The sequence below is a fragment of the Shewanella sp. SM55 genome, from assembly GCF_025654025.1.
Lineage (GTDB): Bacteria > Pseudomonadota > Gammaproteobacteria > Enterobacterales > Shewanellaceae > Shewanella > Shewanella oncorhynchi.
On the sequence record NZ_JAKKRS010000025.1, the window covers coordinates 1 to 13,674 of the forward strand.

A 13,674-nucleotide genomic window follows, 5' to 3' on the forward strand; every position below is an offset into this window, starting at 1 on the left:
GTAAACGTGGGCACCATTGGTCACGTTGACCATGGTAAAACCACACTGACTGCAGCTATCTCTCACGTACTGGCTAAGACCTACGGTGGCGAAGCTAAAGACTTCTCTCAAATCGATAACGCTCCAGAAGAGCGTGAGCGCGGTATTACGATCAATACCTCTCACATCGAATATGACACGCCTTCACGTCACTACGCACACGTAGACTGCCCAGGCCACGCTGACTATGTTAAAAACATGATCACTGGTGCTGCACAGATGGACGGCGCGATTCTAGTAGTTGCCTCTACAGACGGTCCAATGCCACAGACTCGTGAGCACATCCTGCTTTCTCGTCAGGTTGGCGTACCTTTCATCATCGTRTTCATGAACAAATGTGACATGGTAGATGACGAAGAGTTACTGGAATTGGTTGAAATGGAAGTGCGTGAACTTCTGTCAGAATACGATTTCCCAGGTGATGATTTACCAGTAATCCAAGGTTCAGCTCTGAAGGCCCTAGAAGGTCAACCAGAGTGGGAAGCTAAGATCCTTGAATTAGCCGCAGCACTGGATTCTTACATTCCAGAACCACAACGTGAYATCGATAAGCCGTTCCTACTGCCAATCGAAGACGTATTCTCAATTTCAGGCCGTGGTACAGTAGTYACTGGTCGTGTTGAGCGTGGTATTGTTAAAGTGGGTGACGAAGTTGAAATCGTTGGTGTTCGCACAACGACTAAAACAACGTGTACTGGTGTAGAAATGTTCCGTAAACTGCTTGACGAAGGTCGTGCAGGCGAGAACTGTGGTGTGTTATTACGTGGTACTAAGCGTGATGACGTAGAACGTGGTCAAGTATTGGCTAAACCAGGTTCAATCAACCCACACACGACTTTTGAATCAGAAGTTTATGTTCTGTCAAAAGAAGAAGGCGGACGTCACACTCCATTCTTCAAAGGCTACCGTCCACAGTTCTACTTCCGTACAACTGACGTAACCGGTACTATCGAACTGCCAGAAGGCGTAGAGATGGTAATGCCTGGCGACAACATCAAAATGGTAGTGACTCTGATTTGCCCAATCGCGATGGACGAAGGTTTACGCTTCGCAATCCGTGAAGGTGGTCGTACAGTTGGTGCTGGTGTAGTAGCTAAAATCATCGCTTAATTGCGATAGAAATTAGTTTGAAAAGGAAGCTTCGGCTTCCTTTTTTGTTTGAGGGCTGGTTTTATTCACAAATTTGTGTAAAATGCTCGCCACTCTGAAGTTAAATAGTTATTTGATGACTATTTACACAGCGGGCTTGATATCCGGATTTAGATAGGTATAATGGCCCCCTCGTCGACTTAGGTTGACGAATTAAATGATTAGTCGCTGAAGTTAATCATTATCATAGCGGCTCCGATTGGGAGTCGAACGGTTAAATCATCTCGCTCTGCTTTTCTATATTGAAGAAGCTAGAGGGTGATTTTTTATATGTCCATTTTAGGAGCTCTGGTCAATGCAGAACCAAAGAATCCGTATCCGCTTAAAGGGATTTGATCATCGCTTAATTGATCAGTCTACAGCGGAAATCGTTGAAACTGCTAAGCGTACAGGCGCGCAGGTTCGTGGTCCAATTCCACTACCTACTCGCAAAGAGCGTTATACCATTTTGATCTCTCCGCACGTTAATAAAGATGCTCGTGACCAGTACGAATTACGTACACACAAGCGCCTGGTTGACATCGTAGAGCCAACTGAAAAGACTGTTGACGCGTTAATGCGTTTAGATCTTGCGGCTGGTGTCGACGTACAGATTAGCTTGGGTTAATTGAGATCCTAGTAAGAAGAGGTTTGAGAGATGGCTATCGGTCTTATTGGTCGTAAAGTTGGTATGACTCGCATCTTCACTGAAGATGGTGTTTCAATACCAGTTACTGTAATTGAAGTTGCAGGCAACCGTGTTACTCAAGTGAAAACTTTAGAAACTGACGGCTACCGTGCACTTCAAGTTACAACTGGCACCAAAAAAGCCAATCGCATCACTAAACCAGAAGCAGGTCACTTTGCCAAGAGCGGCGTTGAAGCCGGTCGTGGTTTGTGGGAAATGCGTTTGGTAGACGGTGAAGGCGAGGGCATTGAAGTTGGTGCTGAGCTAAATGTTGATATTTTCGCAGACGTAGCGAAAGTTGATGTTACTGGTCAATCAAAAGGTAAAGGCTTCCAAGGCGGCGTTAAGCGTTGGAACTTCCGTACTCAAGATATGACTCACGGTAACTCTTTGTCGCACCGCTCGAATGGTTCTATCGGTCAGAACCAAACGCCTGGTCGCGTATTCAAAGGCAAAAAAATGTCAGGCCATATGGGTGCCGAGCGTGTTACTACTCAAAATCTAGTTGTTGTTCGTGTAGATGTTGAGCGTAACCTGCTACTAGTCCGTGGCGCTGTTCCTGGCGCTACCAATGGCGACTTGATTATCAAGCCTGCCGTTAAAGCTTAAGGTCTGAGGAGATAGTAATGGAATTGGTATTGAAAGACGCGCAAAGCGCTCTTGAAGTTTCCGAAACTACCTTCGGCCGTGACTTTAACGAGGCACTGGTTCATCAGGTAGTTGTAGCATACGCTGCAAACGCGCGTCAGGGCACTCGTGCTCAAAAGACTCGTGCGGAAGTAACTGGCTCAGGCAAAAAGCCTTGGCGCCAAAAAGGAACTGGCCGTGCTCGTGCTGGTTCTGTTAAAGGCCCAATCTGGCGTGGCGGTGGCGTAACATTCGCTGCTAAAACCCAAGATCACAGCCAAAAAGTTAACAAAAAGATGTACCGCGGCGCGCTGAGAAGCATTCTGTCTGAATTGGTACGTCAAGAGCGTTTGGTTATTGTTGAATCTTTCGGTGTTGAAGCTCCTAAAACTAAAGAGCTGAAAGCTAAATTGAAAGCAATGAACCTTGAAGACGTTCTGATTGTGACTGCAGAAGTTGATGAGAACTTATTCTTAGCAGCTCGTAACCTGTACAAGGTTGACGTTCGTGATGTAGCGGGTCTAGACCCAGTAAGTCTGATCGCCTTCAACACTGTGCTTGTGACTGCTGACGCAGTGAAGCAAATCGAGGAGATGCTAGCATGATGATCCGCGAAGAACGTTTGCTAAAAGTTATTCTCGCTCCACATATCTCTGAAAAGAGCACTGTGAACGCTGAGAAGCACAACACTGTTGTTTTCCGCGTAGCTATCGATGCAACTAAAGCTGAAATTAAAGCTGCTGTTGCCAAGCTATTTGAAGTTGAAGTTGATTCAGTTCGCACTTTAGTGAGCAAAGGCAAAACTAAACGCACTGGTGGCCGTACTGGTCGTCGTAGCGATTGGAAAAAAGCCTATGTGACTCTAGCTGCTGGTGCTGACATCGATTTCGTCGGCGGCGCTGAGTAAGCAAAGGAGAATTATCATGGCAGTTATTAAGTGTAAGCCAACCTCTCCAGGTCGTCGCCACGTAGTTAAAGTGGTGAACACTGACCTGCACAAGGGTAAACCTTTTGCTGGCTTGTTGGCGAAAAAATCTAAAAGTGGTGGCCGTAACAATACTGGCCGTATCACTGTCCGTCACGTAGGTGGTGGTCATAAGCAGCATTATCGTCTAATCGACTTCAAACGCGATAAAGATGGTATCCCTGCAAAGATTGAGCGTCTGGAATACGATCCAAACCGTACTGCTAACATCGCGTTAGTATTGTATGCGGATGGTGAGCGTCGTTATATTCTTGCTGCCAAAGGCATGCAAGCTGGCGATAAGATCCAATCTGGTGTTGCTGCCGAGATCAAAACCGGTAACGCTATGCCACTGCGCAACATCCCAGTAGGTTCTGTAGTTCACGCAGTTGAAATGAAGCCTGGTAAAGGTGCTCAGATCGCTCGTTCTGCAGGTGCTTATGTACAAGTTGTTGCTCGTGATGGCGCATATGCCACTCTACGTCTTCGCTCTGGCGAAATGCGTAAAGTGCCAGTTGATTGCCGCGCGACATTTGGTGAAGTTGGTAATGCCGAACACATGCTACGCCAGTTAGGTAAAGCAGGTGCTAAGCGCTGGAGAGGCATACGTCCTACAGTGCGTGGTGTTGCAATGAACCCAGTAGACCATCCACACGGTGGTGGTGAAGGCCGTACTTCTGGTGGTCGTCACCCAGTGACTCCATGGGGTGTGCCAACTAAGGGTTATAAAACTCGTAGTAACAAGCGCACTGACAAGTACATCGTACGTCGTCGTAATAAATAGTAAGAGGATTCGCCATGCCACGTTCTCTCAAGAAAGGTCCCTTCATTGACCTGCACTTGCTGAAGAAGGTAGAGAAAGCGATGGAAGCCGGTGACAAAAAGCCTATTAAGACTTGGTCACGTCGCTCTATGATCATTCCAAATATGATTGGTTTGACCATCGCTGTCCATAATGGTCGTCAGCACGTTCCTGTGTTCGTAACTGACGAAATGATCGGCCACAAACTTGGTGAATTTTCACCAACTCGCACTTATCGCGGCCATGCTGCAGATAAGAAAGCGAAGAAGCGTTAATACGGGAGGAATAAGATGGAAGTTTTAGCTAAACATCGTTTTGCCCGTACGTCTGCGCAGAAGGCCCGTCTGGTTGCTGATCAAATTCGTGGATTGCCTGTTGCTAAGGCCCTCGAAATTTTGACTTTCAGCCCCAAGAAAGCCGCCGTACTGGTTAAAAAAGTACTTGACTCAGCTATCGCAAACGCCGAACACAACGAAGGCGCGGATATTGATGAGCTTAAAGTCGGAGCCGTCTTCGTAGATGAAGGCCCAACTATGAAGCGTATCATGCCACGTGCTAAAGGCCGCGCTGATCGTATCATGAAGCGTACCAGCCACATTACTGTGGTTGTATCAGATCGCTAGGAGAGAGCAATGGGACAGAAAGTACATCCTAATGGTATCCGTCTGGGTATCACCAAGCCTTGGATCTCTACCTGGTACGCAGATAAATCAGATTACGCAAGTAACCTGAACAGCGACTGGGAAGTGCGTAAGTTTCTTGTAGAGAAATTACAAGCTGCTTCAGTATCTAAGATTGTTATCGAGCGTCCAGCGAAAAGCATCCGCGTTACCATTCACACTGCCCGTCCAGGTGTTGTGATCGGTAAGAAAGGTGAAGACGTTGAAGTATTGCGTGCTGCAGTGTCAAAACTTGCTGGCACTCCTGCTCAAATTAACATCGCTGAGATCCGTAAACCTGAGCTAGATGCCAAGTTAGTTGCTGACTCAATTGCACAGCAATTAGAGCGTCGCGTAATGTTCCGTCGTGCTATGAAGCGCGCAGTTCAAAACGCAATGCGTATTGGTGCTCAAGGTATCAAAGTACAAGTTAGTGGCCGTTTAGGCGGAGCTGAGATTGCGCGCGATGAGTGGTATCGTGAAGGTCGTGTACCTTTACATACTTTGCGTGCTGATATCGACTATTCTACATCTGAAAGTCACACCCAATACGGTGTGATTGGCGTTAAAGTTTGGATCTTCAAAGGTGAAGTTCTAGACGGAATGCTGCCACAGATTGAAGAGCCGAAGCAGCAGCAACCTAAGCGCAAGCCTCGTGGTAAATAGGAGAGCCGGCAATGCTGCAACCTAAACGTATGAAGTTTCGCAAGATGTTCAAAGGCCGCAACCGCGGTCTAGCGAACGGTACCGAAGTTAGCTTTGGTACTTTTGGTCTGAAAGCAGTCGGCCGTGGCCGTTTAACTGCACGTCAGATCGAATCTGCACGTCGTGCCATGACACGTCACATTAAGCGTCAGGGACAAATTTGGATTCGAGTTTTCCCGGACAAGCCGATTACCTCTAAGCCTCTTGAAGTGCGTATGGGTAAAGGTAAAGGTAACGTTGAATACTGGGTATGTCAGATTCAACCTGGTAAGGTTCTTTATGAGATGAATGGTGTTTCTGAAGTGATCGCTCGTGAAGCGTTTGCTTTGGCTGCTGCCAAGCTTCCAATTAAGACTACCTTCGTAACTAAGACGGTGATGTAATGAAAGCGAGCGAACTGAGAGAAAAGAGCGTTGAAGAACTGAACGCTGAACTACTTGGTCTGCTGCGTGAGCAGTTCAACCTGCGTATGCAACACGCCACTGGTCAGTTGACTCAGACTAATCAACTGAAATTGGTGCGCCGTAACATTGCGCGCGTTAAGACCATTATTACTTCTAAGGCGGGTGCATAATGTCTGATAAAATCCGTACTTTGCAGGGTCGTGTAACTAGCAACAAAATGGACAAGTCCATTACTGTTGCTATCGAACGCCAAGTGAAACACCCAATTTATGGGAAATACATTAAGCGTACGACAAAGATCCATGCACATGACGAAACGAATCAGTGCAATGAAGGCGATTTAGTAGCGATTCGCGAATGTCGTCCTTTGTCTAAGACTAAGTCTTGGACCCTGGTTGAAGTAGTATCAAAGGCCTAAGTTAATTAGGTATTTAGGTAAACGGCTCCAGAATGTGGGGCCGTTTGTTTTTTAATACTATACATTCCACTTTTATGGTGTTATATTTGCGCGCCATTTTTGACTAAATTAATAGCAAAAATGAGTGTTTTTATTGTCCCATAGTGGGAATTGTGTAGTAACGATAGCGGAGCACTTAAAATGATCCAAATGCAATCGACTCTTGACGTTGCTTGTAACAGCGGCGCACGCAGAGTTCAGTGTATTAAGGTCTTGGGTGGCTCTCATCGTCGTTATGCCGGTATCGGCGACATCATCAAAGTTTCTGTTAAAGAAGCGATTCCTCGCGCTAAAGCGAAGAAAGGCGATGTGTATAACGCGGTGGTAGTCCGTACTAAGAAAGGCGTACGTCGTCCAGACGGTTCTGTCATTCGCTTCGATCGGAATGCAGCTGTTCTTTTGAACAACAACCTGCAGCCGATTGGTACTCGTATCTTTGGACCAGTGACACGTGAATTGCGTAATGAGCAATTTATGAAAATTGTCTCGCTGGCACCAGAAGTACTGTAAGGAGCTTCAAAATGGCAGCTAAAATACGTCGTGAAGACGAAGTGATTGTATTAGCAGGTAAAGACAAGGGTAAACGTGCAAAAGTTTCTCAAGTCCTTCCTACTGGTAAATTGATTGTTGAAGGCATCAATCTTGTCAAAAAACACCAAAAGCCAAACCCACAATTGGGCGTAGCTGGCGGTATTGTTGAGAAAGAAGCACCGATACAAGCATCAAATGTAGCGATTTTCAACTCTGCCACTGGCAAAGCTGATCGCGTTGGTTTCCGCTTTGAAGACGGCAAAAAAGTTCGTTTCTTCAAATCGAACAGTGAACTCGTTAAGTAATTGGAGTAAACGATGGCGAAACTGCATGATAAATACCAAGAGACTGTTGTCGCTGAACTTGCTAAAAAGTTCGGTTATACCAGTGTCATGCAAGTCCCTCGGATTGAGAAAATCACCCTGAACATGGGTGTTGGCGAAGCTGTTGCAGACAAGAAAATCATGGACCATGCTGTCCGTGATATGACTGCAATCGCTGGTCAAAAGCCAGTTGTGACTGTAGCTCGTAAGTCAGTTGCTGGTTTTAAAATCCGTGAAGGCTACCCTATTGGCTGTAAAGTGACCCTACGCGGTGAGCGTATGTGGGAATTCTTAGAGCGTTTAGTCGATATCGCAATCCCACGTATTCGTGACTTCCGTGGCTTAAGCGCTAAAGCGTTTGACGGCCGTGGTAACTACGCAATGGGCGTGCGTGAGCAGATCATCTTCCCAGAAATCGATTACGATAAAATCGATAAGATTCGTGGTATGGATATTGTTATCACTACTACTGCGAAGAATGATGAAGAAGGTCGTGCTTTGTTAGACGCTTTTAACTTCCCATTCAAGAAATAAGGGTAGCGTAATGGCAAAAACATCAATGAAAGCACGTGAAGCTAAACGTGCACAGCTCGTGGCCAAGTACGCTGAAAAGCGTGCGGCTCTTAAGACTATCATTGCAAGTCCAGCTTCTTCTGACGAAGATCGTTGGGATGCGGTTCTTAAGCTGCAAGCTCTACCACGTGATTCCAGCGCTGCGCGTCAACGCAATCGTTGTAATCAAACTGGTCGCCCTCATGGCTTCTTACGTAAATTCGGCTTAAGCCGTATCAAATTACGTGAAGCAACCATGCGTGGTGAAGTTCCTGGCCTGCGTAAGGCCAGCTGGTAAGCACTTGTCACGGAGTAAGCTAATATGAGCATGCAAGATCCTATTGCGGATATGTTAACCCGTATTCGTAACGGCCAAGCTGCTAACCACGTATCAGTGAAGATGCCTTCAGCTAAGTTGAAAGTCGCAATTGCGAAACTACTTAAAGATGAAGGTTATATTGCTGATTACGCCGTAGCAGATGAAGCCAAGCCTGAACTGGAAGTTACTTTAAAGTATTTCCAAGGCCAACCAGTCGTTGAGACTATCCAGCGTGTAAGTCGCCCTGGTCTTCGTATTTACAAAGGTAAAAACGAACTTCCAAAGGTGATGGGCGGTCTGGGTGTCGCAATTGTGTCCACTTCTAAAGGCTTGATGACTGATCGTGCCGCCCGCCTTGCAGGCATGGGTGGCGAGGTTATCTGCTACGTAGCTTAAGGAGCTAGGAATGTCTCGTGTAGCAAAAGCACCAGTATCTATTCCAGCTGGCGTAGAGGTGACCTTGAACGAACAGACCCTTACCGTCAAAGGCGGAAAAGGTAGTCTGACTCGAGTGATCAACAATGCGGTCAATGTTGTTATTGAAGCCGGCGTAGTTAAGTTCCTCCCTGTTGAAGGCGTTGTTAACGCTTGGGCACAGGCTGGTACAACTCGTGCATTAGTAAACAACATGGTTGTTGGTGTATCTCAAGGTTTTGAGCGTAAGTTAAAGTTAGTTGGCGTTGGTTACCGTGCGAAACTCGTCGGTGCTGATATTGACCTTACTTTAGGTTTCTCTCATCCGTTAGTACACAAACTGCCCGCAGGCGTTACTGCAGAGTGCCCTAGCCAAACTGACATCGTCCTACGTGGCGTTGATAAACAGTTAATTGGCCAAGTCGCTGCTGAGATTCGCGGATACCGTCCACCAGAGCCATACAAAGGCAAAGGTGTTCGCTATGACGACGAAGTAGTACGCCGTAAAGAGGCTAAGAAGAAGTAGGTAACGCGATATGGATAAGAAAACATCTCGCTTACGTCGCGCTACTCGCGCTCGTAAGAAGATCCAAGAGCTGGGCGTGAACCGTCTGGTTGTACATCGTACACCGCGTCACATTTATGCTCAGGTGATCAATCCTGAAGCTCAGGTGTTGGCAGCTGCTTCAACCGTAGAAAAAGCGGTTAAAGAGCTACTGAAGAGTACCGGTAACGTAGACGCAGCGAAAGCAGTAGGTAAATTTGTTGCTGAGCGCGCGATCGAAAAAGGCGTAACTTCAGTTGCGTTCGATCGTTCTGGTTTCAAGTATCACGGTCGTGTAGCTGCTTTAGCAGATGCAGCTCGTGAAGCTGGCCTGAAGTTCTAAGGGGTTATAAAATGGCTAAATTAGAAGCTCAGCAAAAAGACGATCTGCAAGAGAAATTAATTGCAGTTAATCGTGTTTCTAAAGTAGTTAAGGGCGGTCGTATCTTTAGCTTCACAGCACTGACAGTAGTGGGTGACGGTAACGGTAAGATTGGCTATGGCTATGGCAAAGCACGTGAAGTTCCAGCCGCGATTCAAAAAGCGATGGAAAAAGCTCGTCGTAACATTGTGACCGTTGAGTTGAATGCAGGTACTCTGCATCACCCAGTTAAAGGTCGTCATACTGGTTCTCTTGTGTACATGCAACCTGCATCACAAGGTACTGGTATTATTGCCGGTGGCGCAATGCGTGCCGTATTGGAAGTAGCAGGCGTGCATAACGTTCTGTCAAAAGCATACGGTTCTACTAACCCGATCAACATCGTTCGCGCGACTGTCGATGCTTTGGTGCACATGAAGTCACCTTCGCAAATCGCAGCTAAGCGTGGCCTGAATGTTGACGAAATTCGGGGGTAATGCACCATGGCAACTAAAACTGTAAAAGTTACTCAAACTAAAAGCGGTATCGGTCGTTTACCGAAGCACCGTGCAACCCTAACGGGTCTTGGTTTGCGTCGCATTGGTCACACTGTTGAATTAGAAGATACTCCTTCTGTTCGCGGTATGATCAACAAGGTCTACTACATGGTTAAGGTGGAGGATTAATAGATGCGTTTAAATACTCTATCTCCAGCTGCAGGCTCTAAGCATGCACCAAAGCGTGTAGGCCGTGGTATGGGCTCAGGTCTAGGTAAAACAGCGGGTCGTGGTCATAAAGGCCAAAAGTCTCGTTCTGGTGGCGGTGTACGCCCAGGATTCGAAGGTGGTCAAATGCCACTGAAAATCCGTTTACCTAAATTTGGTTTTACCTCGCGTCGCGCTATGGTAACAGCTGAAGTTCGTGTACTCGAACTGGCAAAAGTTAACGGTGATGTTATCGACTTAAACGCTCTGAAAGATGCGAACGTAATAACTCGCAACATCCAGTTTGCGAAAATTGTTCTTTCAGGTACCATTGAGCGCCCTGTGACTGTTAAAGGTCTGAAGGTAACCAAAGGTGCACGTGCAGCTATTGAAGCTGCCGGCGGTAAGATCGAGGAATAATACGTCGATGGCAAAACCAGGACTTGATTTAAAAAGCGCGAAAGGTGGACTTTCAGAATTGAAAGCTCGCCTCCTGTTCGTGATTGGTGCGATTATCGTCTTTAGAGCCGGTTCGTTTGTGCCAATTCCTGGTATTGACGCAGCTGTATTAGCAGAGCTGTTTGCTCAGCAAAGTGGAACCATCCTTGGCATGTTTAACATGTTCTCGGGTGGTGCCCTTGAGCGTGCCTCTATCTTTGCATTAGGTATTATGCCGTACATTTCGGCATCGATTATCATGCAACTGTTGACTGTCGTACATCCTGCACTCGCTGAATTGAAAAAAGAAGGCGAATCAGGACGTAAGAAAATCAGTCAATATACCAGATGGGGTACCTTAGTGCTGGGTACATTCCAGTCGGTCGGTATTGCAACCGGGTTACCAAACTTAGTGCCAGGCCTTGTGGTCAACATTGGATTTGGATTCTACTTTGTTGCGGTTGTAAGCTTAGTGACAGGAACTATGTTCCTTATGTGGCTAGGTGAGCAAATTACCGAACGTGGTATAGGTAATGGTATCTCGATTTTGATTTTCGCAGGTATTGTTGCTGGATTACCTTCCGCTATCGGCCAAACGGCTGAGCAGGCGCGTCAAGGTGACTTGAATGTGTTAGTATTGTTGTTGCTCGCGGTAATTGTGTTTGCAGTGACTTATTTTGTAGTGTTTGTGGAACGTGGTCAGCGTCGTATCGTCGTTAACTATGCTAAGCGTCAGCAAGGCCGTAAGGTGTTCGCTGCGCAAAGTACCCATCTACCGCTGAAAATAAACATGGCAGGTGTTATTCCGCCAATTTTTGCGTCAAGCATCATTTTGTTTCCTGGAACACTGGCTCAGTGGTTTGGTCAAAATGAGTCCATGTCATGGTTGAGTGATTTTTCACTGGCTGTGTCACCTGGACAACCGCTTTACTCATTATTATATGCAACAGCGATTATCTTTTTCTGTTTCTTCTATACTGCGTTGGTGTTTAACCCACGTGAAACAGCAGATAACTTGAAGAAGAGTGGTGCATTCATCCCTGGGATCCGTCCTGGAGAACAGACTTCGCGTTACATTGATAAAGTTATGACCCGTTTGACATTGGCAGGCGCGTTATACATAACCTTTATCTGCTTAATTCCGGAGTTCATGTTAATTGCGTGGAAAGTACAGTTCTATTTCGGCGGTACTTCACTACTAATTATGGTAGTCGTAATCATGGACTTCATGGCTCAGGTTCAGACGCATATGATGTCTCATCAGTATGAGTCTGTGATGAAGAAAGCTAACCTAGTTAACAAAGCGAATTTAGATCGCTTTGGTCGCTAAGTAGCTTTACGGAGTGATGAAATGAAAGTTCGAGCTTCCGTGAAGAAGATCTGCCGTAACTGCAAGATCGTCAAGCGTAGTGGCGTTGTACGCGTTATCTGTGTTGAACCAAAACACAAACAGCGTCAAGGCTAAAAGTAATTTGTTCAGCCCATGAATTGGGCTGAACAAAATTTTGTTTGCAAATCTGTCGACTGTCGAGTATCCTTTCGGGCTTTTCGCAGTTGGCCTTTAACTTTAAGGAGTGCATAGTGGCCCGTATCGCTGGCATTAACATTCCTGATCAAAAGCATACAGTCATCGCATTGACTGCTATTTTCGGCATCGGCCGTACTCGCGCTAGAGCAATCTGCGCGGCTACAGCAATCGCTGAAACTGCTAAGATCAAGGAATTGAGCGAAGCTCAAATAGACACACTACGCGAAGAAGTCGCCAAATACCTAGTAGAAGGTGACTTACGTCGTGAGATTTCAATGAACATCAAGCGTCTTATGGATCTTGGTTGTTATCGTGGTCTCCGCCATCGCCGTAGCCTGCCTCTCCGTGGGCAACGTACTAAGACCAATGCGCGTACGCGTAAAGGTCCACGTAAACCTATTAGAAAGTAACGGGAAGGTAAAGCAATGGCTAAAGTTCCGTCACGTTCTCCGCGTAAGCGCGTACGTAAACAGGTTGCAGATGGCATGGCTCATATCCATGCTTCTTTCAACAACACTATTGTCACCATTACAGATCGTCAAGGTAATGCGTTGTCATGGGCTACTTCAGGTGGTTCAGGTTTCCGTGGTTCACGTAAATCTACTCCATTTGCTGCACAGGTGGCTGCTGAGCGTGCAGGTGCTGCTGCTCAAGACTACGGTTTAAAAAACCTTGAAGTGTTTGTGAAGGGTCCAGGTCCAGGTCGTGAGTCAGCCATTCGTGCGCTGAACGCTGTTGGTTATAAAATTACCAACATTACCGATGTGACGCCGATCCCTCATAATGGTTGTCGTCCTCCTAAAAAGCGTCGTGTATAACGCCGTTTCATTAGGATAGTTGGAGAAAGATCATGGCAAGATACTTGGGTCCCAAGCTCAAGCTCAGCCGCCGAGAAGGTACAGACCTTTTCTTAAAAAGCGGTGTGAGAGCAATCGATTCAAAGTGTAAACTGGAAACTGCACCTGGACAACATGGCGCTCGTAAGCCACGTTTGTCAGAGTACGGTACTCAGTTACGCGAAAAACAAAAAGTTCGTCGTATTTACGGTGTGTTAGAAAAACAATTCCGTAACTATTACAAAGATGCTGCACGTACTAAAGGCAACACAGGTGAAAACCTGCTTCAGCTTTTAGAAACCCGTCTTGATAACGTTGTTTATCGTATGGGCTTCGGTGCAACTCGTGCAGAATCACGTCAGCTAGTAAGCCATAAATCTATTATGGTTAACGGTCGTGTTGTTAACATTCCATCATTCAAAGTGTCTGCGAATGATGTTGTGAGCATCCGCGAGAAGTCACGTACTCAAGCTCGTATTAAAGCGGCTTTAGAAGTGGCAGCTCAACGCGAGAAGCCTACATGGGTTGAAGTCGACAACGCGAAAATGGAAGGTGCTTTCAAGCGCGTTCCAGAACGTAGCGATTTGTCTGCGGAAATTAACGAACAGCTGATCGTCGAGCTTTACTCTAAGTAAGGCTAACAAACAAGAG

At 46.4% G+C, this 13,674-nt stretch carries 27 protein-coding genes; all 27 read left to right on the forward strand.

Going from position 1 to position 13,674, the window contains the following annotated elements; translation table 11 throughout:
• Positions 1-1,149, forward strand: a 1,149-nt coding sequence (gene tuf, locus L5L91_RS22135) for an elongation factor Tu (protein ID WP_113941600.1), incomplete at its 5' end; no start/stop codon positions are given.
• A gap of 334 nt (positions 1,150-1,483) precedes the next feature.
• Complete coding sequence (rpsJ, locus tag L5L91_RS22140; protein WP_006083601.1) at positions 1,484-1,795, forward strand: 30S ribosomal protein S10; 312 nt, start codon at positions 1,484-1,486, stop codon at positions 1,793-1,795.
• A gap of 30 nt (positions 1,796-1,825) precedes the next feature.
• Positions 1,826-2,464, forward strand: a complete 639-nt coding sequence (gene rplC, locus L5L91_RS22145; protein ID WP_006083600.1) for a 50S ribosomal protein L3 — start codon at positions 1,826-1,828, stop codon at positions 2,462-2,464.
• 17 nt (positions 2,465-2,481) lie between these two features.
• Positions 2,482-3,087 carry a 50S ribosomal protein L4 gene (rplD, locus tag L5L91_RS22150; RefSeq protein ID WP_113941598.1) on the forward strand — a complete coding sequence of 202 codons (606 nt, stop codon included), beginning with the start codon at positions 2,482-2,484 and terminating at the stop codon, positions 3,085-3,087.
• Positions 3,087-3,389, forward strand: a complete 303-nt coding sequence (rplW, locus tag L5L91_RS22155) for a 50S ribosomal protein L23 (protein WP_025008843.1) — start codon at positions 3,087-3,089, stop codon at positions 3,387-3,389. Before rplD ends, rplW begins: the two co-directional genes overlap by 1 nt.
• A gap of 16 nt (positions 3,390-3,405) precedes the next feature.
• On the forward strand, positions 3,406-4,230 hold the full coding sequence (gene rplB / locus L5L91_RS22160) for a 50S ribosomal protein L2 (RefSeq protein ID WP_006083597.1): 825 nt from the start codon (positions 3,406-3,408) through the stop codon (positions 4,228-4,230).
• 14 nt (positions 4,231-4,244) lie between these two features.
• A complete protein-coding gene (gene rpsS / locus L5L91_RS22165) occupies positions 4,245-4,523 on the forward strand; it encodes a 30S ribosomal protein S19 (RefSeq protein WP_006083596.1) in 279 nt (92 codons plus the stop codon).
• 15 nt (positions 4,524-4,538) lie between these two features.
• The gene (gene rplV, locus L5L91_RS22170) at positions 4,539-4,871 is read left to right on the forward strand and encodes a 50S ribosomal protein L22 (protein WP_006083595.1); all 333 of its coding nucleotides are present in this window, start codon (positions 4,539-4,541) and stop codon (positions 4,869-4,871) included.
• A gap of 9 nt (positions 4,872-4,880) precedes the next feature.
• Positions 4,881-5,573 carry a 30S ribosomal protein S3 gene (rpsC, locus tag L5L91_RS22175; RefSeq protein WP_006083594.1) on the forward strand — a complete coding sequence of 231 codons (693 nt, stop codon included), beginning with the start codon at positions 4,881-4,883 and terminating at the stop codon, positions 5,571-5,573.
• Positions 5,574-5,584: 11 nt separating this feature from the next.
• Positions 5,585-5,995, forward strand: coding sequence for a 50S ribosomal protein L16 (gene rplP, locus L5L91_RS22180; protein WP_006083593.1), 411 nt, complete (start codon positions 5,585-5,587; stop codon positions 5,993-5,995).
• A complete protein-coding gene (rpmC, locus tag L5L91_RS22185) occupies positions 5,995-6,186 on the forward strand; it encodes a 50S ribosomal protein L29 (protein ID WP_006083592.1) in 192 nt (63 codons plus the stop codon). Before rplP ends, rpmC begins: the two co-directional genes overlap by 1 nt.
• Positions 6,186-6,434: a 30S ribosomal protein S17 gene (gene rpsQ / locus L5L91_RS22190; RefSeq protein WP_006083591.1), complete on the forward strand. Its 249-nt coding sequence runs from the start codon at positions 6,186-6,188 to the stop codon at positions 6,432-6,434. Before rpmC ends, rpsQ begins: the two co-directional genes overlap by 1 nt.
• A gap of 180 nt (positions 6,435-6,614) precedes the next feature.
• The gene (rplN, locus tag L5L91_RS22195) at positions 6,615-6,983 is read left to right on the forward strand and encodes a 50S ribosomal protein L14 (protein WP_006083590.1); all 369 of its coding nucleotides are present in this window, start codon (positions 6,615-6,617) and stop codon (positions 6,981-6,983) included.
• An 11-nt stretch (positions 6,984-6,994) separates the two neighbouring features.
• Positions 6,995-7,309 (forward strand): 50S ribosomal protein L24, encoded by a 315-nt coding sequence (gene rplX, locus L5L91_RS22200; RefSeq protein ID WP_006083589.1) that lies wholly within the window; start codon positions 6,995-6,997, stop codon positions 7,307-7,309.
• Between the two features lie 12 nt (positions 7,310-7,321).
• A complete protein-coding gene (gene rplE / locus L5L91_RS22205; protein WP_006083588.1) occupies positions 7,322-7,861 on the forward strand; it encodes a 50S ribosomal protein L5 in 540 nt (179 codons plus the stop codon).
• A gap of 10 nt (positions 7,862-7,871) precedes the next feature.
• Positions 7,872-8,177: a 30S ribosomal protein S14 gene (gene rpsN, locus L5L91_RS22210; RefSeq protein WP_006083587.1), complete on the forward strand. Its 306-nt coding sequence runs from the start codon at positions 7,872-7,874 to the stop codon at positions 8,175-8,177.
• 24 nt (positions 8,178-8,201) lie between these two features.
• Complete coding sequence (gene rpsH, locus L5L91_RS22215; RefSeq protein WP_006083586.1) at positions 8,202-8,594, forward strand: 30S ribosomal protein S8; 393 nt, start codon at positions 8,202-8,204, stop codon at positions 8,592-8,594.
• A gap of 10 nt (positions 8,595-8,604) precedes the next feature.
• On the forward strand, positions 8,605-9,138 hold the full coding sequence (gene rplF, locus L5L91_RS22220) for a 50S ribosomal protein L6 (protein WP_105251036.1): 534 nt from the start codon (positions 8,605-8,607) through the stop codon (positions 9,136-9,138).
• Positions 9,139-9,148: 10 nt separating this feature from the next.
• Positions 9,149-9,499 carry a 50S ribosomal protein L18 gene (rplR, locus tag L5L91_RS22225; protein ID WP_006083584.1) on the forward strand — a complete coding sequence of 117 codons (351 nt, stop codon included), beginning with the start codon at positions 9,149-9,151 and terminating at the stop codon, positions 9,497-9,499.
• Between the two features lie 11 nt (positions 9,500-9,510).
• Positions 9,511-10,014: a 30S ribosomal protein S5 gene (rpsE, locus tag L5L91_RS22230; protein ID WP_006083583.1), complete on the forward strand. Its 504-nt coding sequence runs from the start codon at positions 9,511-9,513 to the stop codon at positions 10,012-10,014.
• A gap of 6 nt (positions 10,015-10,020) precedes the next feature.
• Entirely contained in the window at positions 10,021-10,203 is a 183-nt protein-coding gene (gene rpmD, locus L5L91_RS22235; protein WP_006083582.1) for a 50S ribosomal protein L30, read from the forward strand.
• 3 nt (positions 10,204-10,206) lie between these two features.
• Positions 10,207-10,641 (forward strand): 50S ribosomal protein L15, encoded by a 435-nt coding sequence (gene rplO / locus L5L91_RS22240; RefSeq protein WP_006083581.1) that lies wholly within the window; start codon positions 10,207-10,209, stop codon positions 10,639-10,641.
• Positions 10,642-10,648: 7 nt separating this feature from the next.
• Positions 10,649-11,989, forward strand: coding sequence for a preprotein translocase subunit SecY (gene secY, locus L5L91_RS22245; protein ID WP_007644459.1), 1,341 nt, complete (start codon positions 10,649-10,651; stop codon positions 11,987-11,989).
• Positions 11,990-12,010: 21 nt separating this feature from the next.
• Positions 12,011-12,124 (forward strand): 50S ribosomal protein L36, encoded by a 114-nt coding sequence (gene rpmJ, locus L5L91_RS22250; protein WP_006083579.1) that lies wholly within the window; start codon positions 12,011-12,013, stop codon positions 12,122-12,124.
• A 116-nt stretch (positions 12,125-12,240) separates the two neighbouring features.
• A complete protein-coding gene (gene rpsM / locus L5L91_RS22255) occupies positions 12,241-12,597 on the forward strand; it encodes a 30S ribosomal protein S13 (protein ID WP_011787581.1) in 357 nt (118 codons plus the stop codon).
• 15 nt (positions 12,598-12,612) lie between these two features.
• Positions 12,613-13,005, forward strand: coding sequence for a 30S ribosomal protein S11 (gene rpsK / locus L5L91_RS22260; RefSeq protein ID WP_006083577.1), 393 nt, complete (start codon positions 12,613-12,615; stop codon positions 13,003-13,005).
• A 32-nt stretch (positions 13,006-13,037) separates the two neighbouring features.
• On the forward strand, positions 13,038-13,658 hold the full coding sequence (rpsD, locus tag L5L91_RS22265) for a 30S ribosomal protein S4 (RefSeq protein WP_006083575.1): 621 nt from the start codon (positions 13,038-13,040) through the stop codon (positions 13,656-13,658).
• Positions 13,659-13,674 lie beyond the last annotated feature (16 nt).

Coding starts and splice junctions, on each gene's coding strand:
- rplB (WP_006083597.1), top strand. CDS start 3,406: ATGGCAGTTATTAAGTGTAAGCCAACCTCTCCAGGTCGTCGCCACGTA.
- rplF (WP_105251036.1), top strand. CDS start 8,605: ATGTCTCGTGTAGCAAAAGCACCAGTATCTATTCCAGCTGGCGTAGAG.
- rplN (WP_006083590.1), top strand. CDS start 6,615: ATGATCCAAATGCAATCGACTCTTGACGTTGCTTGTAACAGCGGCGCA.
- rpsJ (WP_006083601.1), top strand. CDS start 1,484: ATGCAGAACCAAAGAATCCGTATCCGCTTAAAGGGATTTGATCATCGC.
- rpmC (WP_006083592.1), top strand. CDS start 5,995: ATGAAAGCGAGCGAACTGAGAGAAAAGAGCGTTGAAGAACTGAACGCT.
- rpsK (WP_006083577.1), top strand. CDS start 12,613: ATGGCTAAAGTTCCGTCACGTTCTCCGCGTAAGCGCGTACGTAAACAG.
- rpsD (WP_006083575.1), top strand. CDS start 13,038: ATGGCAAGATACTTGGGTCCCAAGCTCAAGCTCAGCCGCCGAGAAGGT.
- rplX (WP_006083589.1), top strand. CDS start 6,995: ATGGCAGCTAAAATACGTCGTGAAGACGAAGTGATTGTATTAGCAGGT.
- rplE (WP_006083588.1), top strand. CDS start 7,322: ATGGCGAAACTGCATGATAAATACCAAGAGACTGTTGTCGCTGAACTT.
- rpmJ (WP_006083579.1), top strand. CDS start 12,011: ATGAAAGTTCGAGCTTCCGTGAAGAAGATCTGCCGTAACTGCAAGATC.
- rpsC (WP_006083594.1), top strand. CDS start 4,881: ATGGGACAGAAAGTACATCCTAATGGTATCCGTCTGGGTATCACCAAG.
- rpsS (WP_006083596.1), top strand. CDS start 4,245: ATGCCACGTTCTCTCAAGAAAGGTCCCTTCATTGACCTGCACTTGCTG.
- rpsN (WP_006083587.1), top strand. CDS start 7,872: ATGGCAAAAACATCAATGAAAGCACGTGAAGCTAAACGTGCACAGCTC.
- rplV (WP_006083595.1), top strand. CDS start 4,539: ATGGAAGTTTTAGCTAAACATCGTTTTGCCCGTACGTCTGCGCAGAAG.
- rpmD (WP_006083582.1), top strand. CDS start 10,021: ATGGCAACTAAAACTGTAAAAGTTACTCAAACTAAAAGCGGTATCGGT.
- rplW (WP_025008843.1), top strand. CDS start 3,087: ATGATCCGCGAAGAACGTTTGCTAAAAGTTATTCTCGCTCCACATATC.
- rplD (WP_113941598.1), top strand. CDS start 2,482: ATGGAATTGGTATTGAAAGACGCGCAAAGCGCTCTTGAAGTTTCCGAA.
- rplC (WP_006083600.1), top strand. CDS start 1,826: ATGGCTATCGGTCTTATTGGTCGTAAAGTTGGTATGACTCGCATCTTC.
- rpsE (WP_006083583.1), top strand. CDS start 9,511: ATGGCTAAATTAGAAGCTCAGCAAAAAGACGATCTGCAAGAGAAATTA.
- secY (WP_007644459.1), top strand. CDS start 10,649: ATGGCAAAACCAGGACTTGATTTAAAAAGCGCGAAAGGTGGACTTTCA.
- rpsH (WP_006083586.1), top strand. CDS start 8,202: ATGAGCATGCAAGATCCTATTGCGGATATGTTAACCCGTATTCGTAAC.
- rplO (WP_006083581.1), top strand. CDS start 10,207: ATGCGTTTAAATACTCTATCTCCAGCTGCAGGCTCTAAGCATGCACCA.
- rplP (WP_006083593.1), top strand. CDS start 5,585: ATGCTGCAACCTAAACGTATGAAGTTTCGCAAGATGTTCAAAGGCCGC.
- rpsQ (WP_006083591.1), top strand. CDS start 6,186: ATGTCTGATAAAATCCGTACTTTGCAGGGTCGTGTAACTAGCAACAAA.
- rplR (WP_006083584.1), top strand. CDS start 9,149: ATGGATAAGAAAACATCTCGCTTACGTCGCGCTACTCGCGCTCGTAAG.